Origin of the sequence: Trueperella sp. LYQ143 (assembly GCF_046599595.1) — a bacterium.
In the GTDB taxonomy this organism is placed as follows: domain Bacteria; phylum Actinomycetota; class Actinomycetes; order Actinomycetales; family Actinomycetaceae; genus Trueperella.
In genome coordinates this window covers 26,726-46,669 of the sequence record NZ_JBKIWR010000009.1, presented here as the reverse complement: position 1 = coordinate 46,669, position 19,944 = coordinate 26,726, and the positions used below count along the sequence as shown (strand labels likewise).

The window sequence follows — 19,944 nt, the reverse complement described above, 5'->3', positions numbered from 1 at the left end:
ATCGACAGCCGCCATATCGAATCCCCTAATGCAATGCCACCAGCCTAGCGCTTCGCCCGAGGTAACGTGGCAAGATGTTCACCGGCTTGTCCGATTGACTGCCGAAGAAGAGCCGCAAAAGCAACATTTCCCTCCGGCAACGGATGGATGGTATCAATCTTCAAAAACTCCGGATGTTCAGCGATAAGCCCATGCCAGTCCACCACAAAAACATTCGCATAACCGGCAGCAATATCACTCAAGGTGCGATTGGCTGAATCCACATCCTTACTCGTCGTACCCACATTAACGAGGAATACCCACCTGCGGCATCCCAGTTGCTCGATATTACGACGCACCTCATTCGGATCGGGGACACCACCATTCGTTCCATATTCCAGCACCACTACCCGACCCACATGCGCCGTCGCCCGATGCTGAGCAATAAAGGCATAGGCCTCCGCCCACGTCATCCCCGGCTGAGCATAGACCTGAGCTCCCGGCATCTGGGCCGTCAGTTCCGCGCCTGCACCCGCAGCAATAGAATCCCCGAAGATCGTCACATCTTTCCATTGCGGTTTCGAAGCATCAAAGGCTGAGCACAACTGAGCGCCTGGCGCTGGTTCATCCCCGCGATGCAGCGCATCACCGCCACTGTTAGGCGCAACTGCAGGCTGAGAAGGAGTCATATTCCCCTGCGCCGACGAGGGATCGCCACCAGCTTTCGAACCGCCGATCTCACCAGCAGTTCCTTCGGGCTCAGCCGCCACCTGCACTGGCGCCGAAGAATCAGGAGATGCGCCCTGCGCCAGCAAAACCGGATTCCGGATCAGCACTGCTATTGCCCCTACTGTTACCAGGCTCGCTCCAATGGCAACAATCCGATAGCGGAGGGAACGACGAACTGCCAACACCGCACGAGCACACGCCACGCTTAGCCCATACCGGCGAATCGGACGCATTATGTAGCGATACGTCAGTTCCGCACATGCAAAACACACCATGAGAGCACACATATCGCGCACCCCGCCTTGCCACCCTGAGGCATGCCAACAAGCTGCAGCGATCACCAGGAGCGGCCAATGCCACACATATAGGAGATAGGCCCGCTGACCAAGCCAACGCAATACCCCAATCTGCCCAATCAGCGAAAAAATAGAATGAGGAATGACGATAGTTGCTAGCACGATCCCTGCCAGCAGTGAAACCAACAGCATCCCACCCATGTACGCCCAAGGCCCATCCATCGGAATGATGAATAAAAATACAACGAGCATACTCAAGGCTGCCCAGCCGTACCACGGGTAGGTACGCCGCCAATGCACAGCACCTAAAATGCTGGCCTGTGGATCTGCCCATATAATGGCCAGCACAATGCCCAATGCAACCCCAAACAGATGCGTATGTGGGCCGTAGAGCAAAGCGACGGAATTCTCCCCGTTATAGAGCACCATCATCAGGCCAGCAGAAAAAACAACCACGACACTAGCCACGAGCGCCCGTAACCGCCATGAATCAAGCAAAGCCAGCATCACCAGGGCAATGAGAGGCCACAACAGCATAATCTGCGCTTCCAACGCCACGTACCATAAATGCGAGAACAAGCGACCCGAGCCAGCATCGCGCACATACCCCTGGCAAATATCAAACCAGTTCGTTGAGTAGGTCAGTGCCCCCAGAGTTTGCCGACGAATATCGCCTAACGTGCTCCGCGCAATAATACCGGCCAGCGGGATCACCGTTACCACCAGCACTAAGAGCGGAATAAAGCTGCGAGTAAAGCGGGTGCGATAGCATGACAATACGTCAATATATCCACGGGTGCGATCGGAACGTAGCAGCGTCATCGTCACTAAAAATCCCGATATTACGAGGAAAATATCAATCCCTAAAAAGCCCCCACGAACAACACCTGGCATGAGGTGATGAGCCAAAATCGCTAGGATAGCCACTGCGCGCAATCCGGCAATCCCCCAGAGGTACTCCCCACGGTCCGTCATATCCGAACGCGATAACCCCGTTGGGCTTTCACTATCGTGCTGAGGTGGCTGCTGGTGCACCCGAGAAGCACCTGCCCCCGAAGCACCGCCACGCGAAACGGAATACAACGATCCTGACCGCTGTTTCTGCGCCACCGGCTTTTGCGTATTTGCCCGCGTAGCAGGATCGGCAGTGCGAGAAGAGAGCGCACTATCCCCAGACCCTTGCGGCGATGATTCAGCTTCCTGATTACCAGACCGCCCCTGAGCCCCTGCGTGCGGTGAGCGCTCCGACCGCCCTGATTGACCAGGTTGCGGGCGTACAGTACGTAGCCGGTAATCCGTCATGGCTTACACCTTCTCTAACGGGGCAAAACGTAACATCAATCGTTTGGTCGCACCGGAACGGAATTTCACTTGAGCAACCGTTGATTTCCCAGTGCCGTCGAAAGCGACAATCGTCCCCATCCCGAAAGAACGATGCCGGACGCGATCACCAACTTTCAAACCATGCGTCTGGCGAGCTGCTGCACTAGACTGCGCTGGCGAAGCGGATTGCTCCTCCGAAGAAAGCCGTTGAGCCTCAGATACCTTCGACCCCGACCTGGCAGAACGTGAGCTCTGAGCTGCCCGCTCCCCGAAGAACTTCCCCGCTGGAACCTTTTTCCCGCCAATCGGGGGAGCAAATTCGTTCTCGTGATACCTGGCGGCACTAGATCGCGGTGCAGTAGCAGAAAAGCCAGCAGCTGTACCTGCAGATGACGCCCCTACGCGACTAGATGAGGAACGACTAGCCCACCCACCAGTGCGAGATGAACCACCATTCCAACCGGCATACCTATTGCGCTCGGACCATTGATCCTCACTATATGAGGAGGAATCACAATCCCAGCTATCGTCCTCATCGCCCCACTGCAACTGCCGTAATGAATCCATTGACGATTCGCTACGCCGCCAATCGATCAGCTCCTCAGGTATCTCTGCGATGAAGCGCGAAGGCCCTAATAATTGCGGGGCACCCCACTGAGTGCGGCTTGCCGCCCGCGTCAAATACAGCTTCTCGCGCGCACGAGTCAAAGCCACATAAGCTAGTCGCCTTTCCTCAGCTAACTCCTCTGGCGATTCCTGGGAACGCGCATGCGGGAACGTGCCATCTTCCATGCCAGTGACGAAAACAACCGGAAACTCTAAGCCTTTGGCCGTATGTACCGTCATGAGCACAACTTCCCCACTATCAGAATCGGGAAGCTGGTCCGAATCAGCCACCAAGGATACCTGATCCAGGAAATCAGCCAAGGTGCCCTCAGGATTAAGGACGCGAAACTCCGACGTCACGGCGTGAAACTCCGCCAAATTCTCCGCTCGTGCCTTATCTTGCGGATCAGTCGATTTCTCTAAACCGGCGAGATACCCCGTGCGGTCCATAACCTCAACGTAAATATCTGCCGGATCTGCCCCCAATTGTGCCTGGTCACGTAATTCCTCAAGCATCTGCACAAACTGAGTAATCGTTGCCGTTTGCCGCGCCCCCAGCACAACCGGCTCACGCCCAGCCTCGTGCGCACGCTCCGGATGAGCAATATCTGCCAAGGCCTGCCCGAACGAGATCTGATAGGTGGCCGCATACGCCGCGAGCGCACCCTCCGTCGTCGCCCCTAAACCACGCTTGGGCACATTGAGCACCCTGCGTAAAGACACTGAATCATCCGGATTGGCAATAGCATGCAGATATGCCAAGGCGTTCTTAATCTCTGCCCGTTCGTAGAACTTCGTCCCCCCGACAACACGATAAGGAATCTCCGACCGGATGAAGGCCTCTTCAAGCGCACGCGACTGCGCATTAGCCCGATAGAAAACGGCAATATCCCGATATGCCACCCCAGCACGGGCCAGATCTGTGATTTCATCGCGTACAAACACAGCTTCGTCGGATTCTGCGTCTGCCACATAGCCGACGAGTTTCTCTCCAGCTCCGGAATCCGTCCATAACCGCTTAGCACGTCGGCCCGCATTATTCGAAATCACCGCGTTAGCCGCCGACAAAATATTCTGCGTTGACCGATAGTTTTGCTCCAAAACAATCGACTGAGCCTGGGGAAAATCCTCCTCAAAACTTTCGATATTACGAATCGTTGCCCCGCGGAAAGCGTAAATTGACTGATCGGCATCGCCAACCACCGTCAAAGCCCCATGCGGATCATCGCCCCTGCTCCCAACCAGCAAACGCACCAGCTCGTATTGGGCCATATTGGTGTCCTGATATTCGTCCACCAGAATGTGGCGGAAACGCTGCCGATATACCTGTGCAACCTGCGGGTTATCCCGCAACAGCTCAACCGTCAGCATAATTAAGTCATCGAAATCTACCGCATGGGCAAGCCGCAGACGTTCCTGATACGTTTGATAAACTCGCGCAACCATGAGCTCATCTTCGCGTTGCGCTAACGCTAAGGCCTGCGCCGGAGTAACGAGATTATTTTTCAGATCAGAAACGCCATTAAGGAGTTTCTTCGGCGGGTAACGCTTATCGTCAATCTTTTCTTCGCGAATGATAGCGCGCATTAATGCCTGTGAATCAGCTGAATCGTAGATAGTGAAACCAGAATTTAAGGAGAGGTGACGATGTTCAGCCCGCAAGATTCGCACACATGCGGAATGGAACGTCGAAATCCACATATACCCCGCGCCTGGACCAATCATTGATTCCATGCGCTCGCGCATTTCTTTCGCTGCCTTATTGGTGAAGGTAATCGCCATGATTTGCGTCGGCCGTAACTGACCAGTGGCAATAAGGTAACAAATTCGGGTCGTCAACACCCGCGTCTTTCCGGAACCCGCCCCTGCAATAACTAAAAGATGCGACCCACCGTAGGTGACGGCAGCCCGTTGCTGTGGATTGAGCCCGCGAATAATCTTTTCCACCACCGCCGGGTCGGCTGCTGGCGCATACGAGGTTTCAGGCACAGCCTCGTCTGCAGCGGCAACGGTGGTTTTTGGGGCAGTGGGGTCGGAAATATCAGCACCAGAAACGACTGAGGTAGATACACATTCACGCCGTGATACCGCCGACGTGTTATTTGGGGCAATACTGGCGCTATCTGCGCCAGGCATAGCAGGCGCAGCAGCCGCCCCCTGCGAGTTCGAGGCAGACACCCGTGCACGAATTCGATCTAAAGCTGCGGTTAATTTATCTTCAGGCATATCTCTTTCAGCCTAATAGAGGAGGCGACGCAACGCATTGGCGACGCTCAGCATCGATATACGCCACATAACAGCGATGCCGGTTGCTGTGCAACCGGCATCCCGATCCGCACTCACACAAGCGCGCACATTACTCCCATTCGATCGTCCCTGGGGGCTTAGAGGTGACGTCAATAACCACGCGATTGACATCACTGACCTCATTGGTAATTCGGTTAGAGATCCTGGCAACCAGGTCATAATCTAACCGAACCCAATCCGCACTCATTGCGTCTTCCGAGGCCACCGGGCGCAATACAATCGGGTGACCGTAGGTGCGTTCATCGCCTTGGACGCCAACCGAGCGAACATCAGCCAGCAAAACCACTGGGCACTGCCAGATCTGGCGATCTAATCCGGCTGCGGTGAGTTCTTCTCGAACAATCGCATCGGCTTCCCGCAACGTAGCGAGACGATCTCGGGTAATCTCCCCGACAATGCGCACCCCGAGCCCTGGCCCGGGGAAGGGCTGACGCCATACCAGCCGCTGTGACAAGCCGAGCTCACATCCGATCGCACGAACTTCATCCTTAAATAATTCCCGTAGCGGTTCCACCAGCTCAAACTCAATGTCTTCTGGCAGACCGCCGACATTATGATGGGATTTAATATTTGCTGTGCCGTCTCCCCCACCAGATTCAACAACATCCGGATAGAGAGTGCCCTGGACGAGGAACGCATAATCCTTATCTGGATTTTCTTCCCGCAATCGCTGTTGCGCCGCCTCAAAACTGCGGATGAATTCGCGACCAATAATTTTGCGCTTCGTTTCCGGATCACTGACGCCGGCTAAGGCCTGCAAGAATCGCTCGCTTTCATCCACTGCTAGAATCCTCATGCCGCGAGCGCCCGCATAGTCGCGAACAACCTGATCGAATTCACCCTTACGCAATAGTCCGTGATCGACGAATACACAGGTTAATTGATCGCCGATAGCGCGGTGGACCAAAGCCGCAGCAACCGAAGAATCAACACCACCTGAGAGCGCACAGATAGCGTGACGATCGCCCACTTGGGCACGGATACGCTCGATTTGTTCGTCAATGATCGACGCCGGATCCCAGTTCGGGGTCAACCCGGCACCCTCAGTCAGGAAAGCGAGGATCTGTTCTTGACCGTTTTCGCAGTGACGCACCTCCGGATGCCACTGCATCCCGTAGTGCCGCGCCTGTGGATTTTCGAATGCGGCCACGCGTGCGCCGGGCGTTTGCGCGGTGACGGTAAAGCCCTCCGGGGCCTGCGTAACAGAATCAAAATGGCTCATCCATACGGTTGGCCGGTTGTCCGACGATCCGGTGACGACCCCATCGCACAGCATTACCGCTGGCGTCGGGCCATATTCCCGCACTCCGGTTCGTTCCACTTTCCCACCCAAGGCGTGTGCCATCTGTTGAAATCCGTAGCAGATACCCATAACTGGGATACCAGCGCTAAGGATGGATTTATCAATTTGTGGCGCTCCTGGCTCATAAACCGACGCGGGACCGCCTGACAGAATGATGGCGCTTGGGTTGCGCTCCAGGATCTGGCGGGCTGGCCAGGAATGTGGGACAAGCTCGGAATAAAAACCGGCTTCGCGAACACGGCGAGCAATAAGTTGTGCGTTTTGCGCGCCATTATCAATTACTACAACGGGGCGAATCTCAGTCACGTTCCCAGCGTACCGCCCCATTGCCAGCGAGAAAAACTCGGTTACTGTAAACCGTGACCGGCTGGGCGGTATATGGGTCGATAAAGGATAATTGCGCCGCGATGAGCTGCAACGGGTAGGGCCGATTAGCTGTTTCCTCGGCATCTAACACCTGCGGATAAAGCGGATCTGCGAGAATGGGAGTTCCCCGATGCGCCATCGTTGCGCGCAGTTGATGGGTGCGGCCAGTTATCGGGCGTAATTCGTAGCACCCCAGTTCCCCATACGTGCTCACCAGGCGCAATCGCGTTTGGCTATTCGGCTCTCCTGCCACCACGCTAGCGACTAAATCTGTATGCCCGCGCTCAAGCCGCACGTCGCTGCGTTGCCACACCCCGATCGGATCGTTCGGAGCATATCGCGCCAGGGCGTAATACGTCTTTTCCACACGTCGTTGCTCAAAGAGTTTCTGGTAAGCACCACGCCACTGGGGATCAGTTGTTAGCAGCACGCATCCGGCTGTTTCTGCGTCCAGACGATGTGCGGCCACAATGTCATCGTTTTTCATCTGGCGTCGCATAACCACAGTCAAGCTTTGTGCCACATGGGATCCCCGCGGAATGGTAGCCATCTGGTGTGGTTTATCGACGATAATGTACCGTTGTGTTTGTGCCAGGATGGGCACGGTGATCGGTTCTGTTGGTTCGTCGGGCACGGGGCGAAAAAACCACAGCCGTTGCCCTGGTCGATAGCTCGCTCCTGGCCACACGCACTCGGCGTTATCAGCGAAAATATCGCCATTGTGCAGTAGCTCTCGTCCTTCTTCGCCAAAGCGCTCAAAAATCCACTCATCAACAGTGGCCCACGCTCCGTGCGGCAGCCGCAATGGGCTGGCATTAATCCCGTTGCGCATCGGCGGGCGAACCGCCCGAATCCGAGCGGCACGGCGCCAATGTCTTTTTTGCCGCATCCCGTCTCTCCTACACATCAAATGGTCAACGTGACAATACTAGCGAGGCAATATGTCACCTTTGCTGCTGTGAACGTGGGACTATGGAAAGGTATAGGCTGTTTCTGCGCCATCTTTAACCGGCGCACAGATGAGAGGATGATATGACCAAGAGCGTCTATTTCACCGCAGCGGAAGGAAATTCTGGAACCCGCCCAGTGACCCATGCAGTCGTAGCAGAACTGAAAAACAGCTACCCTAACCTCGGCATTTTCCGCGCATTTACCAATAATTCGATCGACGATGATCGCGATTTTCTCGACCTGCTTGATCTGGTGGGACGCCCCGAAGATCGAGATATTGCCTGGGGAACAACCCATCAGGCGTACATCCATGACGAATCCGCCGCCATGACGGAACTCGTCACACGCTATACCGAGTATGCACGTTCCTGTGATGCCGTCCTCATTCTTGGTTTATTGGATGGAGATCCCATATACCCTGGAGCTCTTGCTCGCGCTGGTCGGGCCGCAGCCCATCTTGGCACATCCGTTTTCCTGGTGATCTCCGGTGCTGTGCGTACAGACGAGCAGATCGTGACGCTATCCCATCTGGCTGGCAAAGAGATCATGACGCAACACGCCCCCATCAGCGCGGTGGCGGTTACTTCAGCGGCTCGCAATCATGCTACCGAGCCACACAGTGAGCATATGCCCATCATGTATTTCTATGATGACGAGGATGCCACGGTGGGTGAGGCAGATCGTCATCTCCTCGTCAGCGCTATGGAGCACGGCTCGAAGGTGGTAACACCGCTCTCGTTCACGGCTTCGTTAATTGCCCGCGCTCAAGCGGCACGCAAACGTATCGTCTTGCCAGAGTCCTCCGATGACCGCATTTTGCTGGCTGCCAATGAGCTTATTCGCCGCAAAGTCGCCGATATTATTTTGCTTGGGGAATCTGAAACCGTTCAGGGGCGGGCCGCAGAACTCGGATTGGATCTATCGCAGGCACGTATCGTCAGCACGAAGGATCCGGAACTGGTGGAGAAGTACGCGCAAGAGCTGGCGCGGCTGCGCGAGAAGAAGGGCATGACGTACGATAAGGCCCGCGAAACCCTGAAGGATCTGTCATATTTCGGGACTATGATGGTTCATATGAATGACGCTGATGGCATGGTTTCGGGCGCGGTAAACACCACCGCCAACACCATTGTTCCGTCATTCCAAATCATCAAGACGAAACCAGGGGCCTCCCTCGTCTCCTCGTGTTTCTTAATGCTGATGGAAGATCGCGTGTACGTCTATGGTGACTGTGCCGTCACAACGAATCCCACCCCAGAGCAACTGGCCAGCATCGCGATTTCTTCCGCAGAAACGGCCCAACAGTTCGGCATTGAGCCGCGAGTGGCAATGCTGTCTTATTCCACAGGTGATTCCGGCAAAGGTCCTGACGTTGACGCGGTTATCGAGGCAACTCGTTTAGCGCGCGAGCAGCGCCCAGATTTGCTGATCGAAGGTCCTATCCAATACGACGCTGCCGTTGACGCCAAAGTTGCGGCAACGAAACTTCCGCACTCAGCAGTTGCTGGGCATGCAACCGTCTTCATTTTCCCATCATTGAACGCCGGCAATATCGGATACAAAGCTGTGCAGCGGTCTTCCGGCGCAGTTGCCGTCGGGCCAGTTCTCCAAGGCTTGAATAAGCCTGTCAACGATCTATCTCGTGGCGCGTTGGTGGAAGATATTATTAACACCGTCGCGATTACGGCAATCCAGGCGCAGTAGCCTGAGCCGTATTCACATGTACCTAGCGGATATTCGGGTGTCATGAGCAATGAGTGTGCACGGCATCCGGATATCCGACCAGAGTCCCTATGTAAGAAAGTGAGGTCCGCACTATGACTGTTTTAGTTATTAATTCCGGCTCATCGTCTATCAAATATCAGCTTATCGACCCAGATACCCGCACATCGCTCGCTTCCGGTCTAGTTGAGCGTATTGGTGAGGCGGAAAGCCATATCGAACATTCAGCACATGGCACTACTGTCGAGCTGGACGAACCCATCACCGATCATGCGCACGGGTTGCGCGAGGTCTTACGGCTCTTTGAGGAAGTTGGGCCCTCGCTGCTGGAAGCTAATGTGAAAGCAGTGGGCCATCGGGTAGTGCAAGGAGGAAAATATTTCAGCCGCGCTGCCATCATTGATGACGAGGTTCAGCAGCTTATCGCCGATCTCGCGCCACTTGCCCCGCTGCATAATCCGGCACACTTAAAAGGTATTGAGGTTGCCCGTCAGCTCCTGGCTGTTCCACATGTGGCTGTCTTTGATACGGCATTTTTCCAAGGGCTTCCCCGTGAAACTGCCACCTATGCTCTCGACCGCGAGGTGGCTGCAAAATATCAGATTCGTCGCTATGGCGCACATGGCACCTCCCATCAGTATGTTTCACGTGCTGTGAGCGAGATGATGGGCCGAGAGGATCTTAAGCAGATCGTTTTGCATATTGGGAATGGCGCCTCCGTATCAGCGGTGGTCAACGGGCACGCCGTCGATACCTCGATGGGTCTAACCCCGCTCGAAGGTCTGGTCATGGGAACGCGCACCGGCGATATTGACCCCGCCGTCGTTTTCCATCTGGCTCGGGTTGGCGGTATGTCGATTGACGATATTGACGCCCTCTTCAATAAGCACTCCGGACTGAAGGGGTTGGCCGGCAATAATGATATGCGCGCGGTATGGAAGTTAGCTGACGCTGGCGATGAGAATGCCGCTGAAGCTATCGAGGTGTACGTCCATCGGCTCGTACACTACATCGGCGCTTACACCGCCGTTATGGGCGGAGTTGACGTCATCACTTTCACTGCTGGTGCGGGCGAAAATGATGACCGGCTGCGCTCATTAGTTATCGGCCGTTTGGCTCATTTTGGGGTGCGCCTCGATGCGGAAGCTAATGCGGTGCGTTCGAAGCAGCCTCGGTTTATTTCTACTGACGATTCAACCGTGCGAGTCGCCGTTGTACCGACGAATGAAGAGCTTGCGATTGCTCAGCAGGCGATGGAGTTACTCGCCGAAGCGTAATTCTCTGCCGCGTGACGCACCGAGGAATATCCGGTGCGTTACGCGGTCTTTACGCTCAATGCTGTCCCCTCCACACCTCAGCGCCATGCGCCTCGGTAGCGCCGCTAGATCTGTTTATAGCGTTTTCTAGTGCCAACCGGAGGATGACCCGAGAGGGATACTACAAGCACCTGAGGGTACACCGAGCATTTCCTGCCTATTTATCCCCGATCGCGTCTTGCGTCCCGAACCATGAGGAGATACCTATGACCATCGAACATATCACGTCCGCTACCCCCGAGATTGAGGCCGCTTTTCAGCGCCTGATTCCTCAGCTTTCCCGCAGCGCCGCGCCGATGAGCGAAGCAGAAATCCGGGAATTCATCGCCCAAGAGGCAATTGATCTCTTAGCGTTTCGCACTGAGGAGGGCACGATTGCCGGCATGTTGACGCTCGTGACCTTCACAATTCCCACTGGGGTGCGCGCCTGGATTGAAGATGTCGTCGTAGATGAGGCAGCTCGCGGCCAAGGAGCAGGGCAACAGCTCGTTGAACAGGCCGTGCAGCTCGCACATAGCCGTGGCGCGAAAACCGTTGATCTGACCTCTCGCCCCTCGCGCGAAGCAGCCAACCGGCTCTACCAGCGCTGTGGTTTCCAGTTGCGCGAGACGAACGTCTACCGCTTCGCACAGTAATCCGCTTACACATACACATACACATACACATACACATACACATACACATACCTGCCCGGCAAGGGCTATCTAGCGTGCATAATAGTGGGTGTAGGCCTCTGCTGGTCACCTCCTTGTCTTAAAACCAGCAGGGGTCTACACCCTCTTTCAGTAAATCAGCCACTGTAGGCTGGCACCGCAATGGCAGCCGTACCAGTGCAGTAACAGCTCGACCTCAGGCACAGAAAGATCGCGCCAAGGGTAGATACCGGCGGGCGACCGTGGGGAGAAATTTTCCCACGGTCGCCCGCCTCATCATGTTGGGGTGAAGAAACCCCAGTTTCTTCACCCCAACATCACAGTAACTGCGCTAACGATGGTAGCGATTTAGTAATCCCCTACCATCGTGGTGACGTCCAGCGCCGCGTTAAGCGTCTCTTCGTCAATCTCACCGCGCTCCACAAAGCCCAGATCAATTGCCGCTTCCTTCACCGTCATGTTTGCCTTAACCGAATGCTTCGCAATCTTCGCCGCATTCTCGTAACCAATATGGCGGTTAAGCGGCGTAACAATAGACGGAGAGGATTCAGCTAACTGCAAGCAACGCTCTTCATTAGCTACCAAGCCATCAACCGTGCGCTTAGCCAAGACCTCACAGACGTTACCCACGATGTCAATAGACTCCAGCAGGTTCTGCGCCATAATCGGCAGCATGACCAACAGATCAAAGTTCCCCTGCGCGCCAGCAAAAGCAATCGTCGCGTCATTGCCGATAACCTGAGCTGCCACCATAACAGTCGCCTCTGGCACAACCGGATTGACCTTACCTGGCATAATCGACGATCCTGGCTGCAAATCTGGCAATGCCAACTCGCCAATACCTGTGCGCGGGCCAGAGCCCATCCAGCGCAGATCATTAGCAATCTTCACCAGCGAAACAGCCACGGTGCGCAGCGCGCCCGAGGTTTCCACCAGCGAATCCTGCGCGGCCTGCGCTTCGAAATGGTTCGCTGCCTCCACGAACGGCAGATCCATATGCTCAGCGATCAGCTCAATCACACGAGCTGAGAAACCAGCCGGAGTATTAATCCCTGTTCCCACAGCGGTACCGCCCAACGGCAGCTCAGCCAAGCGCTTTTCGGTATCCTTAATGCGCTCCATGCCGTAACGGATCTGCTGGGCATAACCAGAGAATTCCTGACCCAAAGTAATCGGCGTCGCATCCATCAGGTGAGTGCGGCCAGACTTCACAATATGCTTGAACTCTGCTGCTTTCTTCTCCAGGGATTCAGCCAAAATTTCCATCTTCGGCAGCAAGCTCTGGCGTACTGCCGCGAGCGCCGCAATGTGAATCGAGGACGGGAAAACATCATTGGAGGACTGCGAACAGTTCACGTGATCGTTCGGATGGATCTCCACGCCGGAAGCCTTCGTCGCAATCGTGGAGAGTACCTCATTGGTATTCATATTCGATGACGTGCCCGAACCCGTCTGGAATACGTCAATCGGGAACTGGTCGTCATATTTTCCGGCGATGACGTCATCAGCAGCGGCGACGATTGCCGCGCTCCGCTCATCGTCCAGTACTCCTAGCTCATTGTTTGCCAGGGCTGCGGCCCTCTTGATCTGCGCCAAGGCGTGGATATGCGGGGGCGTCAGCGTCTTGCCCGAAATTGGGAAGTTCTCTACTGCGCGCTGGGTCTGTGCCCGATACAATGCATCGACTGGAACTTTGACCTCGCCCATCGTGTCATGCTCGATACGGTATTCCGTCATTACTTCTCCTTTGGCAACCTTGCCGGTATTATTCCTTGTCATCTTCTCACAATGCCCACGAAAGACGTGGGACGTGCGTCACTGTTACACCTGTTTATTATGCCGCACAGCCACCAAAATCGGCGCCTATTTAGCCACTAACAGAGATTTCTACCCGCTGGAATTCCTTCAATTCCGAGTATCCCGTCATCGCCATAGCGTGACGTAGCGCCCCCACAAGATTCGTATGCCCATTGGCGTTAGTGGATGGCCCGTGAATAATCGTCGCCAAATCAGCTACCGTTCCTACCTCGACCCGCTCACCACGCGGCAGCGAACGATGATAGACCTCAGCACCCCAATGGAAACCGCGCCCCGGAGCCTGTATGGACCGTGCCAATGCGGTTCCCAACATGACGCCATCTGCCCCACAGGCGATCGCTTTAACGAGATCACCGGAGGTCGATATTTGCCCGTCGGCAATGACGTGCACATAGCGTCCGCCCGTTTCGTCCATGTATTCCCGACGAGCCGCGGCAACATCTGCCACCGTCGTCGCCATCGGCACCGCCACACCGACCGTTCGCCGGTTAGCACTCGTTGCTCCGCCACCAAAACCAGCAAGCACTCCGGCCGCTCCGGTACGCATCAAATGCAAGGCGGCAGTATATGACGCGGCGCCGCCCACAACGACTGGAACATCAAGCTCATAAATAAAACGCTTTAAGTTCAGCGGTTCACGATTGGACGAGACGTGCTCAGCAGAGACTGTCGTCCCGCGAATAACAAATAGATCAATGCCTGAATCGGCCACCGTTTTCCAATGCTGGTGTACCCGCTGCGGGGAAAGCGCACCCGCCACCGGCACGCCAGCAGCACGAATCTGAGAAAGCCGCTCCACAATAAGCTCGTCCTTAATCGGCTCCCGATATAGGTGTTGCATCAGCGTGGTAACGCTATCGGCAGGCTCAGCGGCAATCTTCTCAAACAGTGGCGTCGGATCGGCATAGCGCGTCCATAATCCTTCGAGATCCAGAACTCCCACTCCACCAAGGCGCCCAATCTCAATGGCAGTATCCGGTGAAGTCACCGAATCCATCGGCGCTGCCATAATCGGAATATCTAACAAGGTGGCGTCCAACTGCCAAGAAATGGATACGTCTGCCGCATCGCGGGTCCGTCGGGAGGGAACGATCGAAATATCGTCAAAAGAGTATCCCACTCGTGCGCGCCGCCCGCGCCCAATTTCCATCTCACTCACGCTGCTAGCCTACCGCCTCTGGCTGTAGTGCACCGGCATGACCGCGCGGATACGCATTCCGTATGTGTTATTCTCCGACGTTTCCTGCCGAGACATTTCATAATCTTTCCGATCAGATATGCGGTTCGGTACCGAATTTTCTGGCTAGCTCCTGGTATGCGCTTTTAGCACAGCGCATTGTCGTCATTTCTCGTGCCTGACAGATCTGCCGAGCACGATACCCATTACACTGGAGATACCAAGCAAAGGAGAATTCATGTGGGTTTCCCGACCACGAGCAGGATTTGATACTGAAACAACAGGCGTGCATATCGCTCAAGACCGGATCGTCACCGCCGCATTCATCACGAGCACTAACGGCGATATACACCGACGCACTTGGTTGGCCAATCCCGGAATTCCTATCCCGCAAGCCGCTGCAGCAGTGCATGGAATATCAACCGAACAGGCCCAGCGCGATGGGCGGGCGGCTTGCGAGGTCGTTGCGGAGGTCGCCGAGGCGGTAGCTGCGCATATGCTAGCTGGAAATCCGCTGGTGGTTTACAACGCCACCTACGATTTGAGCTTGTTGGACGCGGAATTGCGCCGATACCATTTACCGTCGTTAACCGACCGGCTTGGTCCAAGTAACACATGGCCCGTCATTGACCCATACATGTTAGATCGATATGTGGATCGTTTCCGCCGCGGGCCACGCAAACTCATTAACCTTGCCCAGCATTATCAGCTCAGCCTTGACGAGACGTTCCATGACGCTTCCGGTGACGTCATCATGACCTTGCGCGTCCTCGACGCTATGGTGGAACGCTATCCTCGGTTAGCGCAAATGTCGCTGGCGGATCTACATGCCGCACAACGAAGCGCATATGAGGACTTTATGGCTTTCATTCAACGTCGTTACCCCTCATCTGAACCACGCGGATGGCCTATCGTCTCCGCTGCTTAAAGCTGTTATTTCCATGCGCATAAAACTCACAGTAGCTAATACGCATGGCTCGTTACAGCGTGAAGGATCTGACATAGCAGTGCGTTGCGAATTGTTGCCCTCGTCGCGCACCTTTTCGCGCTGACGGCACGGGCGCACACGCTACGGGATACCTGCAGCGATTTCTCACATCGCACCATCTTGCGAACAGCCCAACACATATAGAGGCTGATCGCGCACCGCTGCCCACAAACAGTTCTCGATGGGCAGCAGCTACGTCGCGCTATTTTCGTTATTTCTGTTGCGAGGTGTAGTTCGGCGCCTCGCTGGTCATTTGGATGTCATGTGGATGCGATTCTCGCAAACCAGCGGCGGTAATCCGCACAAAACGCGCTTTACTCGTCAGTTCCGGAATCGTGCGAGCGCCAGTATAGAACATTGTCTGATGCAAGCCACCGACGAGTTGGTAGATAACTGAGGAGAGCGGACCACGGAACGGAACCTGACCTTCAATCCCCTCCGGAACGATTTTGTCATCCGTTGTCACATCGGCTTGGAAGTAGCGATCCTTTGAATACGAGACGCGCCCGCGCGAACTCATTGCCCCCAGCGAGCCCATCCCACGGTAGCTCTTATATTGTTTGCCGTTGACAAAAACCAACTCCCCTGGGGATTCCTCACAACCGGCCAGCAGCGAGCCCAACATGACTGTGGACGCCCCGGCAGCAAGTGCTTTACCAATATCGCCGGAATACTGCAGACCACCATCAGCAATCAGCGGCACATCAGCAGGTTGGCATGCCTGCGCCGCCAAGGTTATCGCCGTCATTTGCGGTACACCCACACCCGCGATAACACGAGTTGTACAAATTGAACCCGGGCCAACCCCCACTTTAACTGCGTCAGCTCCCGCATCAATGAGTGCTTGGGCGCCCTCACGAGTGGCAACATTTCCGCCGATAACATCCACCCCAGCAAAGCCGGAATCTTCTTTGAGCGCCTGAATCATTTGGCAGGCTAAGGCAGCTTGCCCGTTCGCGGTATCTACGACGAGGACGTCCACCCCAGCATCTGCCAGTGCTTCGGCGCGTGCCCGCGCATCACCCCAATATCCGACGGCAGCTCCGACGCGCAAACGCCCGTCGCCATCCTTAGTGGCCAATGGGTATTTCTCTGATTTAGCGAAGTCTTTAACGGTGATAAGACCAGTTAACCGGCCATCATCGTCAATCAGTGGCAGCTTCTCCACTTTATGTTTCGCCAGCAACTGGGCAGCTTCTTCGCGCGATATGCCGGTACGTCCAGTCACTAACGGCATGGGCGTCATCGTCTGGGCGACGGTGCGCTGCTCCCATTCTCCCGTCGGGATAAAACGTAAATCCCGATTCGTGATAATGCCGATCAGCGTCCCCTCATCGGTAATAACCGGGAGGCCAGACACCCGATACTGACCGCACAGCTCATCCAGTTCACTGAGGGTCGCCTCTGGGCGGATCGTCACCGGATCTGAGATCATGCCTGATTCGGAGCGTTTCACCCGCTTGACGTGGTGAACTTGATCCGGGATAGAGAGGTTGCGGTGAATGATACCGATACCGCCTTGCCGTGCCATACCAATAGCCATGCGGGCTTCCGTTACCGTATCCATCGCCGCTGAGAGAAGCGGGACCTGCAAGGTGATGGAACGGGTTAAGCGAGTTGCGGTATTCACCTCTGATGGGATGACGTCAGTTGCGCCAGGGAGGATGAGGACATCGTCATAGGTCAGGCCAATCAGGCCGAAAGGATCGCTGCTCACGGCCCTATCCTAAAATGTTTTCCCGCTCCTGGCTAGCGCGCCCATTTTTCTGGAAAATAACGCACTGACCTGCACATATATAACCATCGCGCATTTCGCTCACAGTGGGATAACACGGGGATTTTCGCCTCTGTCAGAAAAAAGAGGGTAGGTAATTGGGCGCCAAGTTGGTAACATACTGGACGATAAGCTAAATAACCGCTGCGCCGTGATAGGAGCAAACTCGTGCGCATTAATGTGCAGACAGTCCATCTCACCCGTTGGGACTGGCAATCGCAGGGAAGCTGCAACTCTATGGACCCCGACTACTTCTTCCACCCTGAAGGAGAGCGCGGTGGCCCGCGACGGCGGCGTATCGAACGCGCCAAGCAGATTTGCCATACCTGCCCGGTCGTCGAAGAGTGCCGCAACTATGCGCTGAACAATAACGAGCCATACGGCGTATGGGGAGCACTCTCAGAAGAAGAACGCTATAACATGTCGGCGCGTCGCCGCCGCCAGCCAGTGTAGCGATAACAACCTAATAGCCTAATCACGGCGGAATACTCCGCACCAGCTTCCGCAATTGCGCTCTAATTCGTTGCGCACACCTGCCGCACACATAGTAATTCAGGCACATACCGCCGAGCGTCTTGTCAAGCATCTTCAGCTCAACATGTTTGCGGTCTTCCCCTCTCTTTATGACTGTGGGCCTCCCTTTCCAGGGAGGCCCACAGTCATAATACACAACCGATAATCAGGCTGCCGAGTTATTTCTCAGTATCCTCGTCGTTCCTAGCTTCACCTAGGAATACACAGCGACTAGCGAGTCACAATAGCGAGGACGTCACGCTGAGAGAGAATGATGTAATCCTCTGCACCGTACTTAACTTCCGTGCCGCCATACTTGGAGTAAATCACAACATCGCCGACGGAAATATCCATCGGGATGCGGTTGCCCTTATCGTCAATGCGACCTGGGCCAACTGCCACAACAGTACCCTCCTGCGGCTTTTCCTTTGCCGTATCCGGCAAAATCAGACCAGAAGCAGTGGTTTCTTCCGCATCAAGTTGCTGAATCACAATGCGATCATCAAGCGGCTTAATGGAGACCGACATTCGGCTCCCCCTTCTATCGTTCCAAAAACTCAATCGCTGGCTAACCGCCGTCGCGGGGGCCGGTACCAGGACGTAGCAAATGCTACCGAGATAAGGCTAAGCAGATTTTGGCACTCGGTCAAGGTGAGTGCCAAATGGGTGTGGAAAACCTCGCTAAGCGCGAACTACACGATGACTATGAGACGATAGGAGGGTGATTTCTCCCCTGCTCACTCCCGACGGGCGCGCCCTCTTAGAATCCTTGCCGCCCTACGACAATGCGCAGATTTTCGCTCTCTCCGCGCGCTTACGGGAAGCTGGATACCACCCAGAACTTATCGCAGCAGCCCTCACACAAAGCCGGCTACGCGAGCGGGCGCGCGCAAAATTCGGAGATTTTGCTGAGCGAATGTTTTTTACTGCCGACGGCCTCGAACAAGCTACTCGGTTATCTGTCGCAGCTTTTCATGCCGCTGGTTTACGCGCAGCCGGAGCACAACACATCATTGATTTTGGCTGCGGAATTGGAGCAGATTCACTTGCCTTTGCCGGATTGGGGTTGCACGTCAGCAGCATAGAGATGGACGCTGAGACAGCCGCAGCCGCCAGCGAAAATCTCTCCATCTTTCCCCATGCACAGGTTATCGAGGCCGACGGGTTAACCCTTGACCTGCATACTTTAGGTGCCGACGCCCTATGGCTCGATCCGGCACGTCGCACAACTGACGCCGGAGGCTCTCCAGGCACAATACCGCCCAATCACGCTGAGGGCACATCCCAATCTGCTCATCACTCCGGATCGGCGCATCGTTCGTCCTCTGCTCCCCGCTCATCATCTGGGAGAATCCTTCACCCCGAACTGTGGACGCCCCCGTTATCACACGCCCTCGACCTTGCCCACCAATTCCCCTGTGCCGGCATTAAAGTCGCACCTGGTATTGACTACCAGCACCTACCATCTGATACTCGCGTGGAATGGGTGTCAGTTAACGGTTCGCTTGTCGAAGCAATTATCTGGTGCGGCACCGCCGCCACCATCCCAGGGAGATGCGCGCTCATTATAGATAAAGACGAACAGGCGTATCGCCTATCAACCCTCCACGGCGATCCAGCCACTCCACCGGATCACGTCGCCCCACGCGAACTGGCTCGCTATATCTACGAACCCGATCCTGCCGTGATTCGCGCTGGGGGAATCCGTACCTTGTGCCGCGATTTCCAGCTAGCACCCGTCGCCAGCGCAATTGCATATCTCACCGGCGATCAGCCGTTATCCTCGCCATTTTTCCGAGGTTTTGAAGTCATCGATGTGTTACCTGTCGATGTTGCCCGCCTGCGCAAACGCTTACAATCTGAGGATGTGGGGCGCGTCGAGATTAAGAAACGCGGCATAGACCTCGACCCAGAAGTACTGCGTAAAAAGCTCCGACTTCGTGCCAAAGGAACGCAAGAGATGACCCTAATCATCAGCCCGACGATTTCTGGTCAGCGTCGAGCAATCCTGGCACGACGCCTGCCTACCTCCTGCACTGATCTTGGCACTTTGTAACAGCCGACCTTAACGGTATCTAACCCGCATTACGAGCTCAGATTTGACTAATCACCTATTCTCCCAG

At 55.4% G+C, this 19,944-nt stretch carries 14 protein-coding genes; 6 read left to right on the top strand and 8 right to left on the bottom strand.

Translation table 11 applies throughout. The features are described 5' to 3' along the window. Positions 1-44 precede the first annotated feature (44 nt). The 4 genes from ACLHIL_RS04450 to ACLHIL_RS04435 all read right to left on the bottom strand — a co-directional run bounded on the left by ACLHIL_RS04450 (position 45) and on the right by ACLHIL_RS04435 (position 7,798). Positions 45-2,306, bottom strand: a complete 2,262-nt coding sequence (locus ACLHIL_RS04450; RefSeq protein WP_411296748.1) for an acyltransferase family protein — start codon at positions 2,304-2,306, stop codon at positions 45-47. Positions 2,307-2,309: 3 nt separating this feature from the next. Next, positions 2,310-5,159 (bottom strand): ATP-dependent helicase, encoded by a 2,850-nt coding sequence (locus ACLHIL_RS04445; RefSeq protein WP_411296747.1) that lies wholly within the window; start codon positions 5,157-5,159, stop codon positions 2,310-2,312. 130 nt (positions 5,160-5,289) lie between these two features. Further along, positions 5,290-6,870, bottom strand: coding sequence for a glutamine-hydrolyzing GMP synthase (gene guaA, locus ACLHIL_RS04440; protein ID WP_411296746.1), 1,581 nt, complete (start codon positions 6,868-6,870; stop codon positions 5,290-5,292). Further along, positions 6,842-7,798, bottom strand: a complete 957-nt coding sequence (locus tag ACLHIL_RS04435; RefSeq protein WP_411296745.1) for a pseudouridine synthase — start codon at positions 7,796-7,798, stop codon at positions 6,842-6,844. The genes guaA and ACLHIL_RS04435 overlap by 29 nt, the downstream gene beginning before the upstream one ends. 143 nt (positions 7,799-7,941) lie before the next feature. On the opposite strand from ACLHIL_RS04435, the gene pta reads away from it, so the two are divergent. The 3 genes from pta (at position 7,942) to ACLHIL_RS04420 (ending at position 11,533) form a co-directional block, all read left to right on the top strand. After that, on the top strand, positions 7,942-9,564 hold the full coding sequence (gene pta, locus ACLHIL_RS04430; RefSeq protein ID WP_411296744.1) for a phosphate acetyltransferase: 1,623 nt from the start codon (positions 7,942-7,944) through the stop codon (positions 9,562-9,564). A gap of 113 nt (positions 9,565-9,677) precedes the next feature. Then, positions 9,678-10,859 (top strand): acetate/propionate family kinase, encoded by a 1,182-nt coding sequence (locus tag ACLHIL_RS04425; protein WP_411296743.1) that lies wholly within the window; start codon positions 9,678-9,680, stop codon positions 10,857-10,859. Positions 10,860-11,104: 245 nt separating this feature from the next. Further along, a complete protein-coding gene (locus ACLHIL_RS04420; RefSeq protein ID WP_411296742.1) occupies positions 11,105-11,533 on the top strand; it encodes a GNAT family N-acetyltransferase in 429 nt (142 codons plus the stop codon). A 366-nt stretch (positions 11,534-11,899) separates the two neighbouring features. Here the strand turns inward: ACLHIL_RS04420 and ACLHIL_RS04415 are convergent, their stop codons facing one another. Together ACLHIL_RS04415 and ACLHIL_RS04410 are read right to left on the bottom strand one after the other, a co-directional pair. Further along, the gene (locus ACLHIL_RS04415; protein ID WP_411296741.1) at positions 11,900-13,330 is read right to left on the bottom strand and encodes a class II fumarate hydratase; all 1,431 of its coding nucleotides are present in this window, start codon (positions 13,328-13,330) and stop codon (positions 11,900-11,902) included. A gap of 88 nt (positions 13,331-13,418) precedes the next feature. Next, positions 13,419-14,519 carry a GuaB3 family IMP dehydrogenase-related protein gene (locus ACLHIL_RS04410; protein ID WP_411296829.1) on the bottom strand — a complete coding sequence of 367 codons (1,101 nt, stop codon included), beginning with the start codon at positions 14,517-14,519 and terminating at the stop codon, positions 13,419-13,421. 265 nt (positions 14,520-14,784) lie between these two features. Here ACLHIL_RS04410 and ACLHIL_RS04405 point away from each other — a divergent pair, with 265 nt between their 5' ends. Further along, complete coding sequence (locus tag ACLHIL_RS04405; RefSeq protein WP_411296740.1) at positions 14,785-15,474, top strand: exonuclease domain-containing protein; 690 nt, start codon at positions 14,785-14,787, stop codon at positions 15,472-15,474. Between the two features lie 271 nt (positions 15,475-15,745). Here ACLHIL_RS04405 and guaB read toward each other — a convergent pair whose 3' ends face one another. After that, positions 15,746-17,251, bottom strand: a complete 1,506-nt coding sequence (gene guaB / locus ACLHIL_RS04400; RefSeq protein ID WP_411296739.1) for an IMP dehydrogenase — start codon at positions 17,249-17,251, stop codon at positions 15,746-15,748. Positions 17,252-17,476: 225 nt separating this feature from the next. On the opposite strand from guaB, the gene ACLHIL_RS04395 reads away from it, so the two are divergent. Then, on the top strand, positions 17,477-17,761 hold the full coding sequence (locus ACLHIL_RS04395) for a WhiB family transcriptional regulator (protein ID WP_411296738.1): 285 nt from the start codon (positions 17,477-17,479) through the stop codon (positions 17,759-17,761). A gap of 291 nt (positions 17,762-18,052) precedes the next feature. On the opposite strand, the gene groES is transcribed toward ACLHIL_RS04395, so the two are convergent. Then, positions 18,053-18,349 carry a co-chaperone GroES gene (gene groES / locus ACLHIL_RS04390; RefSeq protein WP_411296737.1) on the bottom strand — a complete coding sequence of 99 codons (297 nt, stop codon included), beginning with the start codon at positions 18,347-18,349 and terminating at the stop codon, positions 18,053-18,055. Between the two features lie 193 nt (positions 18,350-18,542). Here groES and ACLHIL_RS04385 point away from each other — a divergent pair, with 193 nt between their 5' ends. Then, positions 18,543-19,877 (top strand): THUMP-like domain-containing protein, encoded by a 1,335-nt coding sequence (locus ACLHIL_RS04385; protein WP_411296736.1) that lies wholly within the window; start codon positions 18,543-18,545, stop codon positions 19,875-19,877. The last annotated feature ends 67 nt before the right edge of the window (positions 19,878-19,944 follow it).